Origin of the sequence: Serratia sp. 2880STDY5682894, from assembly GCF_001537385.1 — a bacterium.
Classification (GTDB): Bacteria; Pseudomonadota; Gammaproteobacteria; order Enterobacterales; family Enterobacteriaceae; genus Serratia; species Serratia nevei.
This window is the reverse complement of record NZ_FCJA01000008.1, coordinates 124,266-148,027: the sequence shown is the minus strand read 5'-3', so window position 1 is coordinate 148,027 and position 23,762 is coordinate 124,266. Positions and strand designations below refer to the sequence as shown.

Below are 23,762 nucleotides of genomic sequence, written 5' to 3'. Positions count from 1 at the left end.
ACATGAACAAAGTTAAATCGCTATCACAGCAGAATTTATCGTTATTGTTAGCGATCTATATCGGCATATTTCTAAACCTGTCCGTTTTCTATCGCCGTTTTGATTCGCTGGCGCACGGCATTCAGGGCATTAAGCTTATTTCGGCGGTGACGGAAGTCATCGCTATCGTCCTGTTCACGTTCTTCATCATGCGGCTGGTATCGCTCGGCGGCCGGCTGTTTTATCGCATCGTCGCCTCGCTGCTGGTGTTGATTTCGGTGGCCGCCAGCTACTACATGACGTTTTTCAACGTGGTGATCGGCTACGGCATCGTGGTGTCGGTGATGACCACCGACATCGATCTGTCGAAAGAGGTGGTTGGCCTGCACTTCGTGCTGTGGATGGTGGCGCTCAGCGCCTTGCCGCTGTTGCTGATCTGGAAAAATGGCCTGCGTTACACCCTGATCGAACAGCTGAAAACCCCTGGTCATCGCATCAAACCGCTGCTGGTCTTGCTGGCGGTGGTGGCGCTGGTCTGGCTGCCGCTGCGCATGCTGGACGATGAGCAAAGCGTGCAAGAGAAGCTCGCCAACGTCGATCTGCCGAGCTACGGCGGCGTGGTGGCACACTCGTATCTGCCGTCCAACTGGCTGTCGGCGCTGGGGCTGTTTGCCTACACCCGTTATGACGAAAGCCAGGACCAGAGCACGATGTTCGATCCGGGCAAACACTTCACTTACGTACCGCCGGCGGACATCGACGACACCTACGTGGTGTTCATCATCGGCGAGACCACGCGCTGGGATCACATGGGCATGCTGGGCTACGAGCGCGATACCACGCCGCGGCTGTCTAAAGAGAAGAATCTGGTGGCGTTCCGCGGTGAGTCGTGCGACACCGCCACCAAGCTGTCGCTGCGCTGCATGTTCGTGCGTGAAGGCGGCACCGAAGACAATCCGCAGCGCACGCTGAAAGAGCAGAACGTGTTCGCGGTGCTGAAGGATCTGGGCTTCTCTTCCGAGCTGTTCGCCATGCAGAGCGAGGTGTGGTTCTACAACAACACCGAGGTGAACAACTATTCGTTCCGCGAGATGATCGCGTCCGAGAAGCGCAACGACGGCAAGGCGGTCGACGATATGCTGCTGGTGGATGAAATGAAGGAGTCGCTGGCGCGCTATCCGAAGGGCAAACACCTGGTGATCCTGCATACCAAAGGCTCGCACTACCTGTACTCGCAGCGTTATCCGCGCAGCTATGCGCGCTATCAGCCGGAGTGCATGGGGGTGGACGACTCTTGCACCAAGGCGCAGCTGATCAACGCCTTCGACAATACCGTGCTGTACACCGACAGCTTTATCAGTAATGTGATCGACCAGGTGCGCGACAAGAAGGCCATCGTGTTCTATGCCGCCGATCACGGCGAATCGATCGGCGAGAACACGCACCTGCACGGCACGCCGCGCGAAATGGCGCCGCCGGAGCAATTCCGCGTGCCGATGATCGTATGGGCGTCGGACAAGTTCCTCGAGAACCCGCAGCACCTCAGCGCCTTTGAGCAGCTGCAGGCGCAGCAGCGCATCGGCAAAACGCATCGCCACGTCGAGCTGTTCGACACCATCCTCGGTTGCCTCGGCTACACCTCGCCGAACGGCGGCATCGTGGATAAAAACAACTGGTGCTCTCTGCCGCAGCATAAAACGGCGCCCGCCCGCCTGTAATCCTTCCCGCCGGGTGCCTTGCGCACCCGGTAATTTCACTCAATACATTCTCTTCATCAATTATTCCGGTGTGTGCATACGGTATACTTGCGCACTTCCCTTCTAACCGGAGATTTCCATGACCCTGCGCGTGGCGTTTATCGACGATCATGACATTGTGCGCTCGGGCTTTGTGCAGCTGCTGTCGCTGGAGGCCGATATTCAGGTGGTGGGCGAGTTCAGCAGCGCGGCGCAGGCGCGCGCCGGCCTGCCGGGGCTGGAGGCGGAAATCTGCATCTGCGACATTTCGATGCCGGACGGCAGCGGGCTGGATCTGCTGGCGGACATTCCCTCCGGCATCCGCGTGGTGATGCTGTCGATGCACGACAACCCGGCGCTGGTGGAAATGGCGCTGGAACGCGGCGCCAGCGGCTTCCTCTCCAAGCGCTGCAAGCCGGAAGATCTGATCACCGCGGTGCGCACCGTCGCCGGCGGCGGCGTCTACCTGATGCCGGAAATCGCCCAGCAGCTGGCGCGGGTGAGGGTCGATCCGTTGACCCGCCGCGAGCGCGAAATCGCGCTATTGCTGGCGCAGGGCCAGGAGGTGCGCGAGATCGCCGCCGCCTTGGGGCTGTCGCCGAAGACGGTGCATGTGCATCGCGCCAACCTGTTCGCCAAGCTGGGTATCAACAATAACGTCGAGCTGGCCAGACGGATGCTGAACCTGTGACGCAGCGCCTGATCACCCAGCTGGCGCTGTTTTTCATCTACGCCGCCAGCGCCTTTTGCCTGTGGGGCATCGGCACCGCGCTGATCGACCCTCCCTGGCAGGCGCTGCTGCTGTTCCCGTTCGGCCTGCGCATGGGCATTTTGCTGCAGAGCCCGTACCGTTTCTGGCCGGGGATCCTGCTGGCCGACCTGCTGCTGATGGCGCTGCTGGCGGACCAGTTCGGTTACGGCCCGGCGCTGTGGGCGTCGGTGGCGGTGCTGGTGTTGACGGTGCTGCTCAGCCTGCTGGCCTCGCCGTGGCTGTTGCGCCATCAGCAGAGCGACAGCGAATGGCGGTGGCCGCTGTTGCAGGGCGCGGTGGTGGCCGCCGCCGCCTTGCTGCAGGCCCTGGTATGGCAGCTGGTGAGCGGCGAAGGCGCCCGCGCGCTGCTGCTCGGCCTGACCGGCGGTTTCACCATCGCGCCGACCTGCCTGCTGTTGTGGCACTATCTGGCGCGCCAAATCTGGGTGCCGCTGGAGCCGGGGCTGATCCACAAGCCGGTGGAGCTGCGCCTCGGCCACTTGGCCAGCTATCTGCTGTTGTTTGCGTTCAGCATCTGGCTGCAGCAGCAGGTGAACGCCGCCGAGCTGCGCCGTTTCGCGCCGTTCTGCCTGGCCATTCCTATCGTGTTCATGTCTTACCGCTACGGCTGGCAGGGCGCGCTGTTGGCGACGCTGCTCAACGGCGTGGCGCTGATGGTCAACGAGCCGCCGCAGCCGGAGTCGCACCGCGATCTGCTGCTGTCGCTGCTGGCCCAAAGCCTGACCGGGCTGCTGCTGGGCGCCGGCATTCAGCGCCAGCGCGAGCTGAATCAGCAACTGCGGCTGCGGCTGGCGGAGAACCGCCAGCTGGCGCGGGCGCTGGTGACGGCGGAGGAGCAAACCCGGCGCGAGGTGGCGCGCGAGCTGCACGATGAAGTGGGGCAGACCATCACCGTGATCCGCACCCAGGCCAGCATCGTCAAACGCCTGGCGCCGGAGCCGGCGGTGATCGGCTGCGCCGACGCCATCGATGCGTTGGCGCTGCGGGTCTACGACGGGGTGCACGACGTGCTGACCCAGCTGTGGCCGGCGGCGCTGAACAACCTGCCGCTGTCGGCGGCGGTGGCGGCGATGCTGCGGGAGTCGCTGCCGCAGGACGCGTCGCTGGTGAGCAGCCTGCAGTGGCAGGTGCCGGACGAGCTGCTGGATGAAACGCTGAAAATCACGCTGTACCGGGTGTGTCAGGAAGGGGTGACCAATGTGTGCCGCCACGCCGGCGCCAGCCGCCTGGAGCTGGACGCGCGCCTGCAGCCGCGCAAAGGCGCTGCGCCGCTGATCGCCCTGACCATCCGCGACAACGGCGTGGGTTTCGATGCGGAAAACCATCAGCCGGGGTATGGCCTGCGCGGTATGCAGGAGCGCATCAGCGCCCTCGGCGGCAGCCTGCGGTTCACCGCTGAACGGGGCGCCTGTTTGAGTGTGATCTTGCCCACAGTTTCACCGGCGCAAGCGCCAAACTAGGAAAAACTCCTAGCCGCGTCGGGAATCCGGCGTAAGCCTCCCGCGCGCGCGAGGAGCATCATAGCGGCACTTTATTCAATCCTCTGAGGTTCCACATGTGGTCTTTCCTTAAAAGCCGCTCGGACGCGCCGCAGGTCACCGATCAACGGCAGATCGACGCCAGCTACAAATACTGGCGCATCCAGCTGATGTGCACCATGTACATCGGCTACGCCGCGTTTTACTTCACGCGCAAAAGCTTCAACTTCATCATGCCGGCGATGCTGAGCGATCTGGGCCTGACGATGTCCGACGTCGGCATCCTCGGCACGCTGTTCTACATCACCTACGGCTGCTCGAAATTCATTTCCGGCATGATCAGCGATCGCTCCAACCCGCGTTACTTTATGGGGCTGGGCCTGATCATGACCGGGGTGCTGAATATCTTCTTCGGCCTCAGTTCGTCGCTGCTGATGCTGGGCACGCTGTGGATCCTCAACGCCTTCTTCCAGGGCTGGGGCTGGCCGCCGTGCTCCAAAATCCTCACCAGCTGGTATTCGCGCTCCGAGCGCGGCAGCTGGTGGGCGATCTGGAACACCTCGCACAACGTCGGCGGCGCGCTGATCCCGCTGCTGGTGGGCTTTATCTCGCTGCACTTCAGCTGGCGTTACGGCATGATCATTCCCGGCATCATCGGCGTGGTGCTCGGCCTGCTGATGTGCTGGCGCCTGCGCGACAAGCCATCCACCCTGGGGCTGCCGAGCGTCGGCAAATGGCGTAACGACGCCATGGAGCTGGTGCAGGAATCGGAAGGCCAGGGGCTGAGCAACCGCGAGATCATCAAACGCTACGTGCTGACCAACAAGTACATCTGGCTGCTGGCGGTCTCTTATGTGCTGGTGTACATCGTGCGCACCGCGATCAACGACTGGGGCAACCTCTACCTGACGCAGGAAAAGGGCTATTCGCTGATGACCGCCAACTCGGCCATTTCGCTGTTTGAAGTGGGCGGCTTTATCGGTTCGCTGGTGGCCGGTTGGGGCTCCGACAAGCTGTTCCGCGGCAACCGCGGCCCGATGAACCTGATCTTCGCCATCGGTATCTTCCTGTCGGTGGCGGCGCTGTGGCTGATGCCGGGCGTGACCTACCTGCTGCAGGCCTGCTGCTTCTTCGCCATCGGCTTCTTCATCTTCGGCCCGCAGATGCTGATCGGCATGGCGGCGGCGGAGTGCTCGCACAAGGATGCGGCGGGTGCGGCGACCGGTTTCGTCGGCCTGTTCGCCTACCTGGGCGCGGCGCTGTCCGGCTACCCGATTGCGCGGGTGATGGAGATCTGGCACTGGAACGGCTTCTTCGTGGTGATTTCCATCGCCGCCTGCCTGTCGGCGCTGTTCCTGCTGCCGTTCCTGCGTGCGCAGACGCCGGCGCTGAAAACCGCCAACGCCTGAGTGAAATACGCTGCGCAACCCCCGGCGCAGCGCATTATGGCGCTTTTATCACCACTTGAAATGCAGGGGCAAAAAAGTGATTGACGCCTATAACCGCCAGCAGTAAGATGCGCCCCGCATCGGCGAGTAGCGCAGCTTGGTAGCGCAACTGGTTTGGGACCAGTGGGTCGGAGGTTCGAATCCTCTCTCGCCGACCACCATTCGAAAACCTGCTTTTTAAAGCAGGTTTTTTTTCTTCCGTCGTTTATGAGGATGAGTACCTCCTCCGATACGGTCGGCTGCGCTTTATGGCGTGCCTCAATCTGCCGTCCTCGTGAAATATATTTATCCTTTACGCTTAATTAATTCACACTCCTTATTCCCATTAGGTTCTTATTTTTATATTTAAATAAATTCATGCTTGCCAAATAAAACCCGGTTGATAGCGCTCTTGTTTTCACGTTTTTTTTACCTATAGTCTGAATGGACAACGCGGGAGCTCTTATTCCCGCTGCGTGGGAAATACCGTGATTATTTATTAACGTTAATCTTCGTGGATTATTGCGGGATCATTTTGCTCCGGCAATGCGTGGCGTCGATTAACTCTTTTATGTTTATCCTCTCGGAATAAAGGAATCAGTTATGCGCAAATTTAATAAACCGCTGTTGGCGCTGTTGATCGGCAGCACGCTGTGTTCCGCGGCGCAGGCCGCCGCACCGGGCAAACCGACCATCGCCTGGGGCAACACCAAGTTCGCTATCGTCGAAGTCGATCAGGCGGCCACCGCTTATAATAATCTGGTGAAGGTAAAAAATGCCGCCGACGTTTCTGTCTCCTGGAATTTATGGAATGGCGACACCGGCACGACGGCAAAAATTTTATTAAATGGCAAAGAGGCGTGGAGCGGCCCTTCAACCGGATCTTCCGGTACGGCGAATTTTAAAGTGAATAAAGGCGGCCGTTATCAAATGCAGGTGGCACTGTGTAATGCCGACGGCTGCACCGCCAGCGACGCCACCGAAATTGTGGTGGCCGACACCGACGGCAGCCATTTGGCGCCGTTGAAAGAGCCGCTGCTGGAAAAGAACAAACCTTATAAACAAAACTCCGGCAAAGTCGTCGGTTCTTATTTTGTCGAGTGGGGCGTTTACGGGCGCAATTTCACCGTCGACAAGATCCCGGCGCAAAACCTGACCCACCTGCTGTACGGATTTATCCCGATCTGCGGCGGCAACGGCATCAACGACAGCCTGAAAGAGATCGAAGGCAGTTTCCAGGCATTGCAGCGCTCCTGTCAGGGCCGCGAGGACTTCAAAGTCTCGATCCACGATCCGTTTGCCGCGCTGCAAAAAGCGCAGAAGGGCGTCACCGCCTGGGATGACCCCTACAAGGGCAACTTCGGCCAGCTGATGGCGCTGAAGCAGGCGCGCCCTGACCTGAAAATCCTGCCGTCGATCGGCGGCTGGACGCTGTCTGACCCGTTCTTCTTCATGGGCGACAAGGTGAAGCGCGATCGCTTCGTCGGCTCGGTGAAAGAGTTCCTGCAGACCTGGAAGTTCTTCGACGGCGTGGATATCGACTGGGAGTTCCCGGGCGGCAAAGGCGCCAACCCGAACCTGGGCAGCCCGCAGGATGGGGAAACCTATGTGCTGTTGATGAAGGAGCTGCGGGCGATGCTGGATCAGCTGTCGGCGGAAACCGGCCGCAAGTATGAGCTCACCTCCGCCATCAGCGCCGGCAAGGACAAGATCGATAAGGTGGCTTATAACGTCGCGCAGAACTCGATGGATCACATCTTCCTGATGAGCTACGACTTCTACGGCGCCTTCGATCTGAAGAACCTGGGGCACCAGACCGCGCTGAATGCGCCGGCCTGGAAACCGGACACCGCCTACACCACGGTGAACGGCGTCAATGCGCTGCTGGCGCAGGGCGTCAAGCCGGGCAAGATCGTGGTCGGCACCGCCATGTATGGCCGCGGCTGGACCGGGGTGAACGGCTACCAGAACAATATTCCGTTTACCGGCACCGCCACCGGGCCGGTTAAAGGCACCTGGGAGAACGGCATCGTGGACTACCGCCAAATCGCCAGCCAGTTCATGAGCGGCGAGTGGCAGTACACCTACGACGCCACGGCGGAAGCGCCTTACGTGTTCAAGCCTTCCACCGGCGATCTGATCACCTTCGACGATGCCCGCTCGGTGCAGGCCAAAGGCAAGTATGTGCTGGATAAGCAGTTGGGCGGCCTGTTCTCCTGGGAGATCGATGCGGACAACGGCGATATTCTCAACAGCATGAACGCCAGCCTGGGCAACAGCGCCGGCGTTCAATAATCGGTTGCAGTGCGTTGCCGGGGGATATCCTTTCGCCCCCGGCTTTTTCACCGCCGAAAGTTTTTTTACGCCGCACAGATTGTGGCCCTCGCCGGCGCAAAGCGCGGCCATCGGACTCACCCTTTTGGGTAATCCTTCAGCATTTCCTCCTGTCTTTAACGGCGATCACAAAAATAACCGTTCAGATATTCATCATTCAGCAACAAAGTTTTGGGGTTTTTTAACGGAGTTAAAAACCAGTAAGTTTGTGAGGGTCAGACCAATGCGCTAAAAATGACCGCTTAGCATAAATTTTCATGCTGGAACTGTTAACAAAAGGTTTTTTTTATGTTTGTTTGCTGTTTCTCACAGTCTGCGTAAATCCCCACTGGTTATATTGACGACACCCCAAACAGTTGGCAACTTGATAGCCTCAGGGGTAAGAGCGAGAGTTGTTTGAGTGAATTCCACGCGCTCAGACGTCCCCGCCGCGATGCGTTCCATCCGGCATTCTCTCCTCGTACGCCTTCTGCCTTCGGGCGCCGATCGCACAGGCCACGCAATAAAAAATACAGGTCTGGCGGCAATTACACACATCACATCACACAATGGAGCACTAACGATGACACGTTCCTTGGGTAAATCGGGGGTTCTGAAATTCGGCATTGGGCTGATCGCGCTGACCGTGGCGGCCAGCGTTCAGGCCAAGACGTTGGTTTACTGTTCTGAAGGTTCCCCGGAAGGGTTCAACCCGCAGCTGTTTACCTCCGGCACCACCTACGACGCCAGCTCGGTACCGATCTACAACCGCCTGGTCGAATTCAAAATCGGCACCACCGAACTGCAGCCGGGCCTGGCTGAGAAGTGGGACGTCAGCGAAGACGGCAAAACCTACACCTTCCACCTGCGCAAAGGCGTGAAGTGGCAGAGCAGCAAAGACTTCAAGCCGACGCGCGACTTCAACGCCGACGACGTGGTGTTCTCCTTTGAGCGCCAGTTGGATGCGAACAACGCCTACCACAAAGTGTCCGGCGGCAGTTACGAATACTTTGAAGGCATGGACATGCCTAAGCTGATCGCCAAGATTGAAAAAGTGGACGACAACACCGTGCGCTTCGTGCTGAACCGCCCGGAGGCGCCGTTCCTGGCTGACCTGGGCATGGACTTCGCGTCCATCCTGTCCGCCGAATATGCCGACGTGATGATGAAAGCCGGCACGCCGGAGAAAGTCGACCTGAATCCGATCGGCACCGGTCCGTTCCAGCTGCTGCAATACCAGAAAGACTCCAAGATCCTGTACAAGGCATTCGACGGTTTCTGGGGCACCAAGCCGAAGATCGATCGCCTGGTGTTCTCCATCACGCCTGACGCCTCCGTGCGCTACGCCAAACTGCAGAAAAACGAATGTCAGGTGATGCCGTACCCGAACCCGGCCGATATCGCCCGCATGAAGCAAGACAAGTCCATCAACCTGATGGAACAGCCGGGCCTGAACGTGGGTTACCTGTCGTTCAACGTCGAGAAAAAGCCGCTGGATAACCTGAAGGTGCGCCAGGCGTTGACCATGGCGGTCAACAAGCAGGCGATCATCGACGCGGTTTATCAGGGCGCGGGCCAGGCGGCCAAGAACCTGATCCCGCCGACCATGTGGGGCTATAACGACGCGGTGCAGGATTACGCTTACGATCCGGCCAAGGCGAAAGCACTGCTGAAAGAAGCGGGCATGGCCGACGGCTTCAGCATCGACCTGTGGGCGATGCCGGTACAGCGTCCTTACAACCCGAACGCGCGCCGCATGGCGGAAATGATCCAGGCCGACTGGGCCAAGATCGGCGTGAAAGCCAAAATCGTGACCTATGAGTGGGGTGAATACCTCAAGCGCGCCAAAGCGGGCGAGCACCAGACGGTGATGATGGGCTGGACCGGCGACAACGGAGATCCGGACAACTTCTTCGCCACGCTGTTCAGCTGCGCGGCGGCGAAAGACGGCTCCAACTACTCCCGCTGGTGCTACAAGCCGTTTGAAGATCTGATTCAACCGGCGCGCGCCGAATCCAACCACGACAAGCGCATCGAACTGTACAAGCAGGCGCAGGTGGTGATGCACGATCAGGCTCCGGCGCTGATTGTCGCACACTCCACCGTGTACGAGCCTGTGCGTAAGGAAGTGAAAGGCTACGTCGTGGATCCACTCGGTAAGCATCACTTCGAGAATGTCTCTGTAGACTGATTTCGACCGCTTTACCGGAGACGCACGAATGGACTTGCAGGGGCGCAACAGGTTTGCGCCCCTGCTGACCAGTCTCCGGCGTATGGCCGTCGAATCGTTCAAAGGCATGTGAGCGTTAATAAGCCTGGCGGACGATGAGCTGCCGGGCATTGATACAGAGAGTTCGGGATATGTTGCAGTTCATACTCCGACGTTTGGGGTTAGTTATCCCAACGTTTATCGGCATTACGTTGCTGACTTTTGCATTCGTCCATATGATCCCCGGCGACCCGGTGACCATCATGGCCGGGGAACGCGGTATCTCCGCCGAGCGCCACGCGCAGCTGATGGCGGAAATGGGGCTGGACAAGCCGCTCTATCAACAATATTTCTCCTACGTGTCCAACGTGCTGCACGGCGATCTGGGCACCTCACTCAAAAGCCGCATCTCCGTCTGGAGCGAGTTCGTTCCGCGCTTTCAGGCCACGCTGGAGCTGGGCTTCTGCGCGATGCTGTTCGCGGTGCTGGTAGGCATCCCGGTCGGGGTGCTGGCGGCAGTCAAGCGCGGCTCGGTCTTCGATCACACCGCGGTGGGCATCTCGCTGACCGGCTATTCGATGCCGATTTTCTGGTGGGGCATGATGCTGATCATGCTGGTGTCGGTGCAGCTTAACCTGACGCCGGTGTCGGGCCGCATCAGCGACACGGTCTTCCTCGACGACAGCCATCCGCTGACCGGCTTCATGCTGATAGACACTCTGATCTGGGGCGAGCCGGGCGACTTTATCGACGCAGTGATGCACATGATCCTGCCGGCCATCGTGCTGGGCACCATCCCGCTGGCGGTGATCGTGCGCATGACCCGCTCCTCGATGCTGGAAGTGTTGGGTGAAGACTACATCCGCACCGCGCGCGCCAAGGGCGTGAGCCGCATGCGGGTGATCGTCGTCCACGCGCTGCGCAACGCGCTGCTGCCGGTGGTGACGGTGATCGGGCTGCAGGTCGGCACCATGCTGGCCGGCGCCATCCTGACGGAAACCATCTTCTCCTGGCCGGGACTGGGCCGCTGGCTGATCGACGCGCTGCAGCGCCGCGATTACCCGGTGGTGCAGGGCGGGGTGTTGCTGGTCGCCTGTATGATCATTCTGGTTAACCTGCTGGTAGACGTGCTCTACGGCGTGGTCAACCCGCGTATTCGCCACAAGAAATAAGGGGCGCTCTCATGTCTCAAATCACTGAGTCTGCAGTTAAAGGTGCGCCGAAGCCGATGACCCCGTTTCAGGAGTTCTGGCACTATTTCAAGCGCAATAAAGGGGCCGTGGTCGGCCTGGTGTATATCGTTCTGATGCTGGTGATCGCGCTCGGCGCCGGGGTGCTGGCGCCGCATGCGCCGGCGGATCAGTTCCGCGACGCGCTGCTCAAGCCGCCGGTGTGGCAAGAGGGCGGCAGCTGGCAATACCTTCTCGGCACCGACGATGTGGGCCGCGACGTGCTGTCGCGCCTGATGTACGGTGCGCGCCTGTCGCTGCTGGTCGGCTGCCTGGTGGTGGTGCTGTCGCTGATCATGGGCGTGGTGCTCGGCCTGCTGGCCGGCTACTTCGGTGGCGCGGTGGATGCGGTGATCATGCGCGTCGTCGACATCATGCTGGCCCTGCCGAGCCTGCTGCTGGCGCTGGTGCTGGTGGCGGTGTTCGGGCCGTCGATCGTCAACGCTTCGCTGGCGCTCACCTTCGTCGCGCTGCCGCACTATGTGCGTCTGACGCGCGCGGCGGTGCTGGCGGAAGTGAACCGCGATTACGTCACCGCTTCGCGGGTGGCGGGCGCCGGCGCGCTGCGCCAGATGTTCGTCAACATTCTGCCTAACTGCCTGGCGCCTTTGATCGTGCAGGCTTCTCTCGGTTTCTCGAACGCCATTCTGGACATGGCCGCTCTCGGCTTTCTGGGCATGGGCGCGCAACCGCCGACGCCGGAGTGGGGCACCATGCTCTCCGACGTGCTGCAGTTCGCGCAAAGCGCCTGGTGGGTAGTGACCTTCCCCGGCCTGGCGATCCTGCTGACGGTGCTGGCATTTAACCTGATGGGGGACGGTTTGCGTGACGCTCTCGACCCCAAACTCAAGCAGTAACAGAGGACGAGAGAGATGGCGTTATTGAATGTAGACAAGCTTTCGGTGCACTTCGGTGACGAAGGCACCCCGTTCCGCGCGGTAGACCGCATCAGTTACAGCGTGGAGCAAGGCCAGGTGGTCGGCATCGTCGGTGAATCCGGCTCCGGCAAATCCGTCAGCTCGCTGGCGATCATGGGCCTGATCGATTTCCCCGGCAAGGTGATGGCCGACAAGCTGGAGTTCAACGGCCAGGATCTGCGCAAGATCTCCGAAAAAGAGCGCCGCCAGCTGGTGGGTTCTGAAGTAGCGATGATCTTCCAGGATCCGATGACCAGCCTGAACCCGTGCTATACCGTCGGTTACCAGATCATGGAGGCGCTGAAGGTGCATCAGGGCGGCAACCGCCGCACTCGCCGCCAGCGCGCTATCGATCTGCTGACCCAGGTGGGCATTCCCGATCCGGCCTCGCGGCTGGACGTGTACCCGCACCAGCTTTCCGGCGGCATGAGCCAGCGCGTGATGATCGCCATGGCCATCGCCTGTCGGCCGAAGCTGCTGATCGCCGATGAGCCGACGACCGCGCTCGACGTGACCATCCAGGCGCAGATCATCGAACTGCTGCTGGACCTGCAGCAGCGCGAAAACATGGCGCTGGTGCTGATCACCCACGATCTGGCGCTGGTGGCCGAAGCCGCGCACCACATCATCGTGATGTATGCCGGCCAGGTGGTGGAATCCGGCAAGGCGGCGGAGATTTTCCGCGCGCCGCGCCATCCTTATACCCAGGCGCTGCTGCGCGCGCTGCCGGAGTTCGCCGCCGACAAGGCGCGCCTGGCTTCGCTGCCGGGCGTGGTGCCGGGTAAATACGATCGCCCGACCGGTTGCCTGCTCAACCCGCGTTGTCCCTATGCCAACGAGCGCTGCCGTAACGAGGAGCCGGAACTGCGCAGCATTCCCGGCCGTCAGGTTAAATGTCACACACCGCTGGATGATGCGGGGAGGCCGACCGTATGAGCCAGAATCAACCTTTACTGCAGGCGATCGACCTGAAGAAGCATTACCCGGTGAAAAAGGGCCTGTTCGCGCCGGAGCGGCTGGTCAAGGCGCTGGACGGCGTCTCCTTCACCCTGGAGCGCGGCAAAACGCTGGCGGTGGTCGGCGAGTCGGGCTGCGGCAAATCGACGCTCGGCCGCCTGCTGACGATGATCGAAGTGCCGACCGGCGGCGAGCTGTACTATCAGGGGCAGGATTTGCTGAAGCCGGACGTCTCGGCCGAGAAACTGCGCCGCCAGAAGATCCAAATCGTGTTCCAGAATCCTTACGGATCGCTCAACCCGCGCAAGAAGGTCGGGCAGATCCTCGAGGAACCGCTGTTGATCAATACCCCGCTCAGCGCCGCCGAACGGCGGGAAAAAGCGCTGGAGATGATGGCGAAGGTCGGCCTGAAGACCGAGCATTACGACCGCTACCCGCACATGTTTTCCGGCGGTCAGCGCCAGCGTATCGCCATCGCCCGCGGGCTGATGCTGAACCCGGACGTGGTGATCGCCGATGAACCGGTGTCGGCGCTGGACGTGTCGGTGCGCGCTCAGGTGCTGAACCTGATGATGGATCTGCAGCAGGAGCTGGGGCTGTCCTATGTGTTCATCTCGCACGATCTGTCGGTGGTGGAACACATCGCCGACGAGGTGATGGTGATGTACCTCGGCCGCTGCGTGGAAAAGGGCAGCAAAGAGGCGATCTTCAACAATCCGCGCCATCCTTATACCCAGGCGCTGCTGTCGGCGACGCCGCGGTTGAACCCGGATATGCGCCGCGAGCGCATCAAGCTGACCGGCGAACTGCCCAGCCCGATGAACCCGCCGCCGGGCTGCGCGTTCAACGCCCGCTGCCGCCGCGCCTTCGGCACCTGCGTGCAGCTGCAGCCGCAGCTGAAACAGTACGGTGAGCAGATGGTGGCCTGCTTTGCGGTCGATCAGGACGAGCATCCGGGGACGTAAAGCGTCGGATTTTCCTGCTTAAACCAAACGCCGGCACTGCGCCGGCGTTTTTTATTATTCAATCAATGTGTTAGTCAGTAAACGATCGCGACAACCCGTTTTTTAAATTCTGCCCTTAACGCTATTCTGACAAATCGTTATTTTTTTAAGAATCTTCGTATGGAAATAATAATCGAATAATATAATTCAACGATTTGTTGTTAATAACATTCTTTCGGTCGAGCGGTTTCACTGTTTTTATTATAAAAACCCAATAAAAAAGCACGCCGGCGGCGTGCTTTGGGGGGATGAGGCCGCGCTTATTGTGGGTAAGGCACCCAGTCACCGCCGTTCAGGCGAATGTAGGGCTTGCCCTGATACTGCATCACAATGGCGTTGTCGTTTTCGGAGATGACCGGGGTCTGCGGCAGCCCCTGGGTCAATGCCTGCCAATCGACGCTGGACTCGCTGAAGACCTTGCCATCCACCAGGCGCGACACCAGTTCAGACAGCGCCAGATAGCTGCTCGGCGTTTTGATCTGCAGCGGGCTGCCCTGATGCGGCGCCTTCATCCCAATCAGTTTGATGCCGACCGGCGTATGGGTGATGTTTGGGCTGGGAATATCGCGCAGGCCGGACATCTGCATCTTGTCGCCCACCAACGCCGCGCCGTGCTCCGGCACGATCACCACCACCACTTTGCGGCCGGATTTCTCCAGCTGGTCAAGGAAGGTGTTCAGCTGATCGAACAGTTTCTGCGCGCGCGGTTGATAGTCGGCGCTCTTGCTGGAGCCGACGAAGCGGTTGCCGTCGTGCAGCGGAATGATGTTGAAGAAGGTGGCGGTGCGGCCGTCACCGCCTTTTTGCTGTTGATCCAGCCAGCGGGTCAGCAATTCGAGATCGTTATAAATCGGCTCGCCGTCGAACGAGGTCAGCTCGTTGCCGATGCCGGCCTGTGACATCAGCGGTGCCTGCATGTCGCCCTGTTCACGCAGTTCTTTCAGGAAGTTGCCGAATACCCCGGAGTGATCGAGCATCAGCTGTTCCTTGAAGCCGAGCTTTGCCAGGTTATCGAACAGGTAACACTGCTGGTTCACCGGTTGATACAGGTCGTGATGCGAAAGCTGGCCGCAGCTGGCGCGCAGCAGGCGGATGGCCGCCGGGCCGCTGTAGGCGGTGGCCGAGTTGAAGCTGTCGAACATGATGTCCATCTTCGACCACAGCGGGTGATTCTGCAGGTTGACCGCCTCCATATCGGCCCAGGCCAGCGAACAGATGTTGATCACCAGCAGATCGAACGGCTGGGCGTCGGCGGGCAAGGTGGCCGGGAACGCGGTGACGCGGCCTTTTTCCCGCTCGTAGAACTGATTCAGGTAGGCCGTCAGATTGGCGCTGGTCGGCGGCAGGCTGTCTGCCGGGGCAGCATCCCCCGCCGCTGGCACCGACGTGGCCGGCGTATTGGCGCCCCCGGCCGAGGCCGTGGAGGTGGCGGGCAGCAGTGAGACCGCCGGCCCGGCGATGTTGACGATATTGAGCCACACCAGCGCCGCCACGGTGAACACCGTGACGCGCACCCACTGCGCGACGAACAGATAGGCGATAAGCAGCACGAAGGCCGCGCCGACCATCTGCCAGTTGATAAAGCGGTTGATCAGCTCCAGCAGATACTGGGCGCTGAAGCCGGCCAGCTGCGAGCCCTGGCTGAGAATGCTGTTGATGCCCGGCAGCCAGGTGTCTTGGTAGAACAGCGCGATGCCAATCGGGATAGCGAGGTAATGGCGCCAGCGGTGCAGACGCTGTGAGGGGATCGGCATCAGCAGAAATGCCATGAACACCAGGTTCGGCAGCGCGTGGAAATTCAGGTAGCCGAACCACAGCAGGGCGAATTTGGCCAGAAAGTAGAGGTTCCAGCCGCCCAGCCCGCGCCAGTAGCGCCACAGAGCGTTATCGGATTGCGTCTTCGAGTTTGGATTCATGGCTGCTTCTTACGTTTAATCTGAGATGAGGAGCCTGTGCGCACCCACAAACCGGCGGATTTCAAATAGCGCGGCGATAACAACAGGTTTTGCCAGTATTGACGCAAATGCGGAAAACGCCGGTGAAAGGCGTAGCCCAGCGGAATGAAGATCAGCGCGCACAGCAGGATCAGTTGCACGATGTCGTTAAGGTTCAGCATGCGGTTCCTCCTGCGGGCCGAGCGGCAGCGTGAAGGCGACCGGCTGCCGCCGTTCTGTGGGCACCTCGGCCGCTTTCACGCTGGGGCGCGGCGCGGCGCCGGCGGTGCCGGTGGCCGAAATCTGCCAGCGCCCCTGGGCCATGCGTTTGATTTCCGAAATGATATCGACGTCCTGGTGCCACACCACCCGGTTACTGAAGGCTTCATCCACCGGCAGGCGGAAGATGAACTTCAGCGCGGTATCCAAATCGTTGATGCGGCAGGTGGAGAGGAACAGCACCAGCCGCCCCTGCACGACGGTCATCACGTCGCCGAAGCGCCGCAGGTGGCACAGGGTCATCGCTTGTTCGGCGCGCAGGCCGGTGGCCGGTCGCAATGCCACCATCACCCCTTTGCCGTCCTCGGGCAGCAGCGTGTTGCCCATCAGCGACAGCACCGCCTGGCTGAACGGTTCCGGCCGCATATAGCCTTTGAGCTGCAGCGGGCGCAAGCCGGCCAGCAGCGCATCGATGTCGGCGGGGACATGGCGCGAGAAGCGCTGCCCCTGAATGCCTTCGAGCATGGTCAGAAAACGCGACAGCGGCGCGACGTGCGGTACGATCAGGTTGGCGCCGCAGGCCAGCAGCAGCCGCTCGTCGCTGTAGCGCAGGCTGGCGCTCATCTCGCGCACCGCGATTTTCAAGCCGTTGCCGCGGCTGCGGCGCAGGGTGTGGATTTGGTGCGCCAGGTGATCGATTTGGTCGCTTTGGTACAGCGCGAAAATCAACGTCGCCGAGAGTCTCAGCATGCCGTGCTGCGCCAGTTCGTCGTTGCTCTCCAGCAGCTGCCAGTTGGCGGACAGCGGCGGCGCGCCTTCCAGGATGCTGCGCTCGGCCAGATACAGGCCTTCGTCGCTGCGCAAGGCGGTGGGGGAGGGTTGGCTATTTTCATCCTCACCCTGCCAGCCGCCTTCCGCGGCGTACAGCGTCAGCAGCTGATTGGCATTGATGCCGTTTTCGGTGCTCCACCAGTTAACCAGATACTGCGCGCTGTCCTGCTGCCATTGCAGGCTGGACAGGCCGTTCAGGATGCGATGCTGCGCGCTGAGCTGCCCCTTGAGCTTATTGATGCCGCCGCCGTGGCTGAGGATCAACAGCGTACACCCCTGCCGCCGCAGCCAGGCGGCGAGGGTACGGGTCCACTCGCGCAGCTCTTCGGTGGTGAAGGTTTGCCACAGGCTGGCGTGGGCCAGCAGGATAAGTAAGCGATTTTGCGGCCGCAGGGCGCGCATCAGATCGTCGCTCAGCTGCGTCAGCGCGGCTTTTTTCTCCGGTAATTGATACAGCGGCAGCTTCTGCAAAGCAGGCGAAGCCAGCTCGGCCAGCAGGCGATCGGGTTTATCGCCGCTGCAGATCAGGGCGACTTTATGGGTGGCCGGCTGGGCGGCGATGACCTGGCGACACAGCAGCGCGGCGTCGCTTTGCCTGTCGATATTGATCCAATAAAGCCCGGGGGCCTGCATCACCGACAGCTCTTCCCAAATCTGCCGAATGCCTAGAGAAAAAGAGTGCGCCATAGGATGTGTTCTACTTTCGTTGAAAGCCGACTAAAGGCGTTTATATTTAAAGATAGCCATTTTTACTCTGGCAATAACAAATATCCGACGCTCTGCAACAATATTTGTTGAGAATCATCTTATTGCCTCTCTCTTTTTGTATCGTTGCTATAGTTAATTAACATAGCCTATTTTCGCCAAGGCGGAAGAATGAATAACGCACCCACCCATTTTCGTGCAGCGGCACCTGGGGAGAGCCAGGATGACCTGCAGGCGCTCAGCCAGGCTTTTTCATTGCCGAAATTAAGCTATGTCGATATTTCGCGGCAGGAGCGGTTAACGCAAATGATGACGCGCTGGCCGCTGTTGGCCGAATTGGCGCAGACCACGGGGAGCCACTGATCTATGCCGGTGATCGCGCTGCAAGGGTTGCGGGGTGGAATGGGGACGACGTCGGTCACGGCGGCGCTCGCCTGGGCGTTGCAGCAGCTGGGCGAGTCGGTGTTGGCGATCGATTTCACGCCGGACAATCTGCTGCGCCTGCATTTCAACACGCCGTTCGAGCTGGCGCGCGGCTGGGCCCGCGCGGAGCGGGACGGCGGGCGCTGGCAGGAAGGGGCGCTGCGTTACTGTGAAAACCTCAACTTTCTGCCCTTTGGCCGCCTGAATGCAGCGGAACGGCTGGAAGTGCAGCGCCAGTGTCAGCAACAGCCGGAACGCTGGCGCGACAATGTGCGCCAGCTGATCGCCGGCGATCCGCTGCGCTGGATCCTGCTGGATGTTCCGGTCGGGGACGGCGTGCTGGCGCAGCAGGCGCTGCAGCTTGCCGACAGCGTGTTCGTGCTGTTGAACCCCGACGCCAACTGCCAGGTACGGCTCCATCAGCAGACGCTGCCGAACGACTGCCGTTTCTTGGTCAATCACTACTCCTCCGCCAGCCAGCTGCAGCAGGATCTGCATCAGCTGTGGCTGCAAACGCTGAGCGGCCTGTTGCCGGTGGTGATCCATCGCGACGAAGCGTTGGCGGAAGCGCTGGCGGTCAAGCAGCCGTTGGGCGAGTACCGCCCCGAGAGTCTGGCGGCGGATGAAGTGCTGACGCTGGCCAACTGGTGCCTGATCAACCTCAAGCGGGGCGTTGCGCCATGAGCCGGGTGCTGAGCCTGCTGCTGGTGCCGCCGGTGCGTCAGGCGGTGCAGACGCGCTACCGCGGCTATCGGCGCAACGGCGCGTCGGCGCTAACCGCCTTTTTCGCCACGCTGCTGGTGGCGTTGGGCTGGCTGCTGCTGCGCTTCGAATCGCCGGCCTGGCAGCGCGTGCGCGCCGGCCGCGCTTATTGGTTCCCGCATCTCTCCGCCGACCGCCCGCGCCCGGCGGATGCGCTGCGTTATCTGCTGCAGGGGCTGTGGCTGCTGCTGTTTCGCAGCGGCCGCGCGCCGGTGCAGCGCGACTATTTCGCCGGTTGGCGCCGCCTGCAGCAGCGCTATGCCGACTGGCTGCAGGGCCTGCCGCAACGGCTGAAGAACGCCGGCGTGGAGCAGCGCTCGGTGGAGCGCCTCGGCCGCATGAGCCGCGGCATGCGGCGCGCGCTGTTTATTCTGGTCAGCGTGCTGGCGGCGATCCTCGCCATGCTGTGCATCTCGCAACCGTTCGATCTGCCGGCGCAGTTCGTGTTCGTCCTGCTGCTGTGGGGGATCGCGATGGTGGTGCGCCGGGTGCCGGGGCGCCTGCCGGGGTTGATGCTGATCGTGCTGTCGCTGACCGTATCCTGTCGCTACCTGTGGTGGCGCTATACCGCCACGCTGAACTGGGACGATCCGCTCAGCCTGGTGTGCGGCCTGTTGCTGCTGGTGGCGGAAACCTACGCCTGGGTGGTGCTGGTGCTGGGCTATTTCCAGACCGTCTGGCCGCTTAACCGGCAGCCGGTGCCGTTGCCCGCCGATAGCGCCACCTGGCCGACTATCGATCTGATGGTGCCGACTTACAACGAAGATCTCGGGGTGGTGAAGCCCACCATCTACGCGGCGCTGGGCATCGACTGGCCGAAAGAGAAGGTGAACATCTATATCCTCGATGACGGCAACCGTCCCGAATTCCGGGCGTTCGCTGACGAAGTGGGGGTGAAATACATCGCCAGGCCGACCCACGAACACGCCAAGGCCGGCAACATCAACAATGCGCTGAAGCAGGCCACCGGCGAGTTCGTGGCGATTTTCGACTGCGACCACGTGCCGACGCGCTCCTTCCTGCAGCTGACCATGGGCTGGTTCTTCAAAGACAAAAAGCTGGCGATGCTGCAAACCCCGCACCACTTCTTCTCGCCGGATCCGTTCGAGCGTAACCTCGGCCGCTTCCGCCAGACGCCCAATGAGGGCACCTTGTTCTACGGGCTGGTGCAGGACGGCAACGACATGTGGGACGCCACCTTCTTCTGCGGCTCTTGCGCCATCCTGCGCCGCAGCGCGCTGGACGAGATCGGCGGTATCGCGGTGGAAACCGTCACCGAAGATGCCCACACCTCGCTGCGCTTGCACCGGCGCGGGCACACCTCGGCCTACATCCGCATTCCGCAGGCCGCCGGGCTGGCGACCGAGAGCCTGTCGGCGCACATCGGCCAGCGCATTCGCTGGGCGCGCGGCATGGTGCAGATCTTCCGGCTGGACAACCCGCTGCTGGGCAAGGGGCTGAAACTGGCGCAGCGCCTGTGCTACGCCAACGCCATGCTGCACTTCCTGTCGGGCATTCCGCGGCTGATCTTCCTCACCGCGCCGCTGGCGTTTTTGCTGCTGCATGCCTACATCATCTTCGCACCGGCGCTGGCGATCGCGCTTTATGTGCTGCCGCACATGATCCACGCCAGCCTGACCAACTCACGTATCCAGGGGAAATACCGCCATTCGTTCTGGAGCGAAATCTATGAAACGGTGCTGGCCTGGTATATCGCGCGGCCGACGACGGTGGCGCTGTTCAATCCGCACAAGGGCAAATTCAACGTCACCGCCAAGGGCGGGCTGGTGGAGGAGGAGCACGTCGACTGGGTGATCACCCGGCCGTACATGTTCCTGGTGATCCTGAACCTGGCCGGGCTGGCGTTCGGCGTTTGGCGGTTGGCCTATGGCCCGACGGACGAGGTGATGACGGTGATCATCAGCCTGGTATGGGTGCTGTACAACATGACGATTCTCGGCGGCGCGGTGGCGGTGGCGGTGGAGGCCAAGCAAGTGCGTCAGGCGCACCGCGTGGAAATCGCCATGCCGGCGGCGATCGCGCGTGCCGACGGCCATCTGTATCCCTGCACGCTGCGCGATTACTCCGACGGCGGCGTGGGCATCGAGATGCGGGTGGAAAACGCGTTGAAAGACGGCGACAAAGCCTCGCTGCTGCTCAAGCGCGGCCAGCAGGAGTACAGCTTCCCCTGCGTGGTAACGCGCGCCTTCGGCAACAAGGTGGGGGTGCGCCTGGTCGACCTCTCCACCCGTGAACACATCGATTTCATTCAGTGCACCTTCGCCCGCGCCGATACCTGGGCGCTGTGGCAGGACGGGTTCCCTGAAGACCGGCCGATCGAAAGCCTGCGCGATGTGCTGGCGCTGGGCTTCCGGGGGTATGTGCGCATGGCGGACTACGCGCCGCCGCTGGTGCGCGGTCTGCTGGTCGGGGTCACTTCGCTGACCGCCTGGGTAGTGTCGTTTATTCCGCGCGGCGTCGGCAGGGATCCGACCTTGGGTCAACAAGAAACAGTGGGTTAGCTGCGAGTTCAACCGCCCGCTCACTCGCCCGGTGAACAGGCTCCAACATTGATGATGATACGATGACGAGAAAAATAACCTGGTTAACTGCTCTGGCCTTAGGCATCAGCACCCTGTCGCAGGCCGAAACCGCCACCGCGCCGACCGTGGCGGCCGATGCGGCGATCGCGCCACCGCCGGCCGCCGCGCCGCAGGATCCGAATGCGCCGGTGCGCGACGTGTCGCTGCCGTTTGCGCAGATAGCGCCGCCGCCGGGCACTTTTGTTCTGCGCGGCACCCGGCCGGACGGGCAGATCGAATTCGGCGTGCGCAGCGATGAGGTGGTCTCGCAGGCGATGCTCGATATGGAGTTTACGCCGTCGCCGGCGCTGATCCCGGTGGAGTCGCACGTCAAGGTTTACCTGAACGACGAGCTGATGGGGGTGACCACGATCGCCAAGGAGCAGCTGGGTAAGCCCAATCGCATCCAGATGGCGATCGATCCGCGCTATATCACCGATTTTAACCGCGTCCGGCTGGTGTTCGTCGGCCATTATCAGAACATCTGCGAAAACCCGGCCAGCACCTCGCTGTGGCTTGACGTCAGTAAATCGAGCGCGTTGAAGCTGCGTTTCCAGACGCTGCCGGTGAAAAACGAGCTGTCGCACTTCCCTGAGCCGTTCTTCGACAGTCGCGATAATCGGCCGCTGACGCTGCCGATGGTGTTCGCCGGCCAGCCTGATCTCGCCCAGCAGCGCGCGGCGGGCATTCTGGCGTCCTGGTTCGGCAGCAAGGCGCAGTGGCGCGGGCAATCCTTCCCGGCGCTGTACAACGCGCTGCCGACGCAGCACGCGGTGGTGTTCGCCACTAACCAGCAGCGCCCGGATTTCCTGCGCGATTATCCGGCGGTCAACGGCCCGACGGTGGAGATGATCAGCCACCCCGATAACCCGTACGTTAAACTGCTGCTGATTCAGGGGCGCGACGACAACGATTTGATCACCGCGGTGAAGGGCATCGCGCAGGGCAACATCCTGTTCCGCGGCCAGAACGTGACGGTGGACAAGGTGGAACAGCTCGCGCCGCGCCAGCCTTACGACGCGCCGAACTGGGTGCGCACCGATCGGCCGATGACCTTCGCCGAGCTGCAGCAATACGCCGAGCAGCTGCAAACCAGCGGCATCGAACCCGGCCCGATCTCGCTGACCATGAACCTGCCGCCGGATCTGTTCCTGATCCGCAGCACCGGCATCGACATGCACCTGAAATACCGTTATACCGCGCCGCGCATTCAGGACGGTTCGCGGCTGAGCGTCAGTCTGAACAACCAGTTCGTGCAGGCTTACTCGCTGGTGCCGGAACACGAACAGGGCGCACAGCTGCTGCGCCTGCCGTTGACGCAGGGGCTGCTCGATTCCGACAAAAACGTCAGCATTCCGGCGCTGCGGCTCGGGGCCACCAACCAGCTGCGCTTTGACTTCGATTACACCACGCTGCTGGCCAGCGGCGCGGAAGGGCGCTGCGAAACCTACTCCTTCACGCAAAACCACGCGGTGATCGACGGTGCGTCCACCATCGATTTCTCCGGCTACCGCCACTTTATGGCGATGCCGGACCTGCGCGCCTTCGCCAACGCCGGCTTCCCGTTCAGCCGTCTGGCGGATCTGTCGCAAACGCTGGTGTTGGTGAACCAGAAACCGCAGCCGGCGCAGGTCAGCGCGCTGCTGAACGCGCTGGGGGTGATCGGCGCGCAAACCGGCTACCCTGCGCTGGCCTTCACGCTCAGCGACGACTGGTCGCAGGCCAAGGATCGCGACGACGATATCCTGATGGTCGGCACCATCCCGCCGGAGCTGCGCGACGACAAGAAAATCAGCCTGCTGGTGGACGCGACCCAAAGCTGGGTGAAACAGCCGACGCGGCAGCCGCCGCTGCCCAGCGCGGAAGTGCTGGCGGAAGATACCAAACCGGATAGCAAGACCACCGTCAGCTCCGAGGGGGCGATGTCGGCGATCATCGGCGTGCAGTCGCCGTTCAACGACCAGCGCAGCATCGTGGCGCTGCTGGCGGACAGCCCGCGCGGCTATGAGCTGCTGAACGACGCCCTGCTGGACAGCGGCAAACGCGCCGCGGTGTTCGGCTCGGTGGCGGTGATCCGCGAATCGGGGGTCAATAGCCTGCGCGTCGGCGATATTTACTATGTCGGCCACCTGCCGTGGTGGGAGCGGCTGTGGTATGCCCTCTCCACCCATCCGGTGCTGCTGGCGGTGATCGCGGTAGTGCTGGTGGTGATCCTGGGGTTGATGCTGTGGCGCGGCCTGAAGGCCTTCAGCCGGCGTCGTCTGGCGCCTGAAGATCGGGATTGA

General features: G+C 61.5%; 17 protein-coding genes and 1 tRNA gene. 15 read left to right on the top strand and 3 right to left on the bottom strand.

Translation table 11 applies throughout. From position 1 onward, the window contains the following. Positions 1-2 precede the first annotated feature (2 nt). From eptB to dppF, 11 genes are all read left to right on the top strand, one after another. Positions 3-1,697, top strand: a complete 1,695-nt coding sequence (eptB, locus tag AWX27_RS18280) for a kdo(2)-lipid A phosphoethanolamine 7''-transferase (protein ID WP_060424255.1) — start codon at positions 3-5, stop codon at positions 1,695-1,697. A gap of 118 nt (positions 1,698-1,815) precedes the next feature. After that, complete coding sequence (gene uhpA, locus AWX27_RS18275; RefSeq protein ID WP_004934117.1) at positions 1,816-2,406, top strand: transcriptional regulator UhpA; 591 nt, start codon at positions 1,816-1,818, stop codon at positions 2,404-2,406. After that, positions 2,403-3,947, top strand: a complete 1,545-nt coding sequence (uhpB, locus tag AWX27_RS18270) for a signal transduction histidine-protein kinase/phosphatase UhpB (protein WP_049202602.1) — start codon at positions 2,403-2,405, stop codon at positions 3,945-3,947. Before uhpA ends, uhpB begins: the two co-directional genes overlap by 4 nt. Positions 3,948-4,042: 95 nt before the next feature. Continuing rightward, positions 4,043-5,374: an MFS transporter gene (locus AWX27_RS18265; protein WP_038875891.1), complete on the top strand. Its 1,332-nt coding sequence runs from the start codon at positions 4,043-4,045 to the stop codon at positions 5,372-5,374. 120 nt (positions 5,375-5,494) lie between these two features. Then, positions 5,495-5,571, top strand: a tRNA-Pro gene (locus tag AWX27_RS18260). A gap of 424 nt (positions 5,572-5,995) precedes the next feature. After that, positions 5,996-7,687, top strand: coding sequence for a chitinase ChiA (locus AWX27_RS18255; RefSeq protein ID WP_049198206.1), 1,692 nt, complete (start codon positions 5,996-5,998; stop codon positions 7,685-7,687). Between the two features lie 601 nt (positions 7,688-8,288). Continuing rightward, positions 8,289-9,896: a dipeptide ABC transporter periplasmic-binding protein DppA gene (dppA, locus tag AWX27_RS18250; RefSeq protein ID WP_047729481.1), complete on the top strand. Its 1,608-nt coding sequence runs from the start codon at positions 8,289-8,291 to the stop codon at positions 9,894-9,896. Positions 9,897-10,066: 170 nt separating this feature from the next. Next, positions 10,067-11,086: a dipeptide ABC transporter permease DppB gene (gene dppB, locus AWX27_RS18245; protein ID WP_043129106.1), complete on the top strand. Its 1,020-nt coding sequence runs from the start codon at positions 10,067-10,069 to the stop codon at positions 11,084-11,086. A gap of 11 nt (positions 11,087-11,097) precedes the next feature. Further along, complete coding sequence (gene dppC, locus AWX27_RS18240) at positions 11,098-12,000, top strand: dipeptide ABC transporter permease DppC (RefSeq protein ID WP_038874021.1); 903 nt, start codon at positions 11,098-11,100, stop codon at positions 11,998-12,000. 15 nt (positions 12,001-12,015) lie between these two features. Beyond that, entirely contained in the window at positions 12,016-12,996 is a 981-nt protein-coding gene (gene dppD, locus AWX27_RS18235; RefSeq protein WP_038874024.1) for a dipeptide ABC transporter ATP-binding protein, read from the top strand. Next, complete coding sequence (dppF, locus tag AWX27_RS18230) at positions 12,993-13,982, top strand: dipeptide ABC transporter ATP-binding subunit DppF (protein WP_060424251.1); 990 nt, start codon at positions 12,993-12,995, stop codon at positions 13,980-13,982. Before dppD ends, dppF begins: the two co-directional genes overlap by 4 nt. 299 nt (positions 13,983-14,281) lie before the next feature. Here the strand turns inward: dppF and bcsG are convergent, their stop codons facing one another. The 3 genes from bcsG to bcsE are packed head-to-tail and all read right to left on the bottom strand — an operon-like array spanning position 14,282 to position 17,692. Continuing rightward, positions 14,282-15,937, bottom strand: coding sequence for a cellulose biosynthesis protein BcsG (bcsG, locus tag AWX27_RS18225; RefSeq protein WP_060424249.1), 1,656 nt, complete (start codon positions 15,935-15,937; stop codon positions 14,282-14,284). Next, positions 15,934-16,137, bottom strand: coding sequence for a cellulose biosynthesis protein BcsF (gene bcsF / locus AWX27_RS18220; protein ID WP_004934139.1), 204 nt, complete (start codon positions 16,135-16,137; stop codon positions 15,934-15,936). Before bcsF ends, bcsG begins: the two co-directional genes overlap by 4 nt. Next, on the bottom strand, positions 16,124-17,692 hold the full coding sequence (gene bcsE, locus AWX27_RS18215) for a cellulose biosynthesis protein BcsE (RefSeq protein ID WP_060424247.1): 1,569 nt from the start codon (positions 17,690-17,692) through the stop codon (positions 16,124-16,126). Before bcsE ends, bcsF begins: the two co-directional genes overlap by 14 nt. Positions 17,693-17,881: 189 nt before the next feature. Between bcsE and bcsR the strand changes: the two genes are divergently transcribed. The 4 genes from bcsR (at position 17,882) to bcsB (ending at position 23,762) form a co-directional block, all read left to right on the top strand. Beyond that, positions 17,882-18,073: a cellulose biosynthesis protein BcsR gene (gene bcsR, locus AWX27_RS18210; protein ID WP_033649881.1), complete on the top strand. Its 192-nt coding sequence runs from the start codon at positions 17,882-17,884 to the stop codon at positions 18,071-18,073. A gap of 3 nt (positions 18,074-18,076) precedes the next feature. Further along, positions 18,077-18,817, top strand: coding sequence for a cellulose biosynthesis protein BcsQ (gene bcsQ, locus AWX27_RS18205; protein ID WP_060424245.1), 741 nt, complete (start codon positions 18,077-18,079; stop codon positions 18,815-18,817). Further along, positions 18,814-21,417 carry a UDP-forming cellulose synthase catalytic subunit gene (gene bcsA / locus AWX27_RS18200; RefSeq protein ID WP_060424243.1) on the top strand — a complete coding sequence of 868 codons (2,604 nt, stop codon included), beginning with the start codon at positions 18,814-18,816 and terminating at the stop codon, positions 21,415-21,417. Before bcsQ ends, bcsA begins: the two co-directional genes overlap by 4 nt. Before the next feature lie 62 nt (positions 21,418-21,479). Next, positions 21,480-23,762 (top strand): cellulose biosynthesis cyclic di-GMP-binding regulatory protein BcsB, encoded by a 2,283-nt coding sequence (gene bcsB, locus AWX27_RS18195; RefSeq protein WP_060424241.1) that lies wholly within the window; start codon positions 21,480-21,482, stop codon positions 23,760-23,762.

Bases quoted from the DNA above. Each gene is read 5' to 3' on its own strand.
- bcsR (WP_033649881.1), top strand. From the start codon at position 17,882: ATGAATAACGCACCCACCCATTTTCGTGCAGCGGCACCTGGGGAGAGC.
- bcsB (WP_060424241.1), top strand. From the start codon at position 21,480: ATGACGAGAAAAATAACCTGGTTAACTGCTCTGGCCTTAGGCATCAGC.
- bcsQ (WP_060424245.1), top strand. From the start codon at position 18,077: ATGCCGGTGATCGCGCTGCAAGGGTTGCGGGGTGGAATGGGGACGACG.
- bcsA (WP_060424243.1), top strand. From the start codon at position 18,814: ATGAGCCGGGTGCTGAGCCTGCTGCTGGTGCCGCCGGTGCGTCAGGCG.
- bcsE (WP_060424247.1), bottom strand. From the start codon at position 17,692: ATGGCGCACTCTTTTTCTCTAGGCATTCGGCAGATTTGGGAAGAGCTG.
- AWX27_RS18255 (WP_049198206.1), top strand. From the start codon at position 5,996: ATGCGCAAATTTAATAAACCGCTGTTGGCGCTGTTGATCGGCAGCACG.
- bcsF (WP_004934139.1), bottom strand. From the start codon at position 16,137: ATGCTGAACCTTAACGACATCGTGCAACTGATCCTGCTGTGCGCGCTG.
- dppD (WP_038874024.1), top strand. From the start codon at position 12,016: ATGGCGTTATTGAATGTAGACAAGCTTTCGGTGCACTTCGGTGACGAA.
- eptB (WP_060424255.1), top strand. From the start codon at position 3: ATGAACAAAGTTAAATCGCTATCACAGCAGAATTTATCGTTATTGTTA.
- dppB (WP_043129106.1), top strand. From the start codon at position 10,067: ATGTTGCAGTTCATACTCCGACGTTTGGGGTTAGTTATCCCAACGTTT.
- uhpA (WP_004934117.1), top strand. From the start codon at position 1,816: ATGACCCTGCGCGTGGCGTTTATCGACGATCATGACATTGTGCGCTCG.
- dppC (WP_038874021.1), top strand. From the start codon at position 11,098: ATGTCTCAAATCACTGAGTCTGCAGTTAAAGGTGCGCCGAAGCCGATG.
- dppF (WP_060424251.1), top strand. From the start codon at position 12,993: ATGAGCCAGAATCAACCTTTACTGCAGGCGATCGACCTGAAGAAGCAT.
- dppA (WP_047729481.1), top strand. From the start codon at position 8,289: ATGACACGTTCCTTGGGTAAATCGGGGGTTCTGAAATTCGGCATTGGG.
- bcsG (WP_060424249.1), bottom strand. From the start codon at position 15,937: ATGAATCCAAACTCGAAGACGCAATCCGATAACGCTCTGTGGCGCTAC.
- AWX27_RS18265 (WP_038875891.1), top strand. From the start codon at position 4,043: ATGTGGTCTTTCCTTAAAAGCCGCTCGGACGCGCCGCAGGTCACCGAT.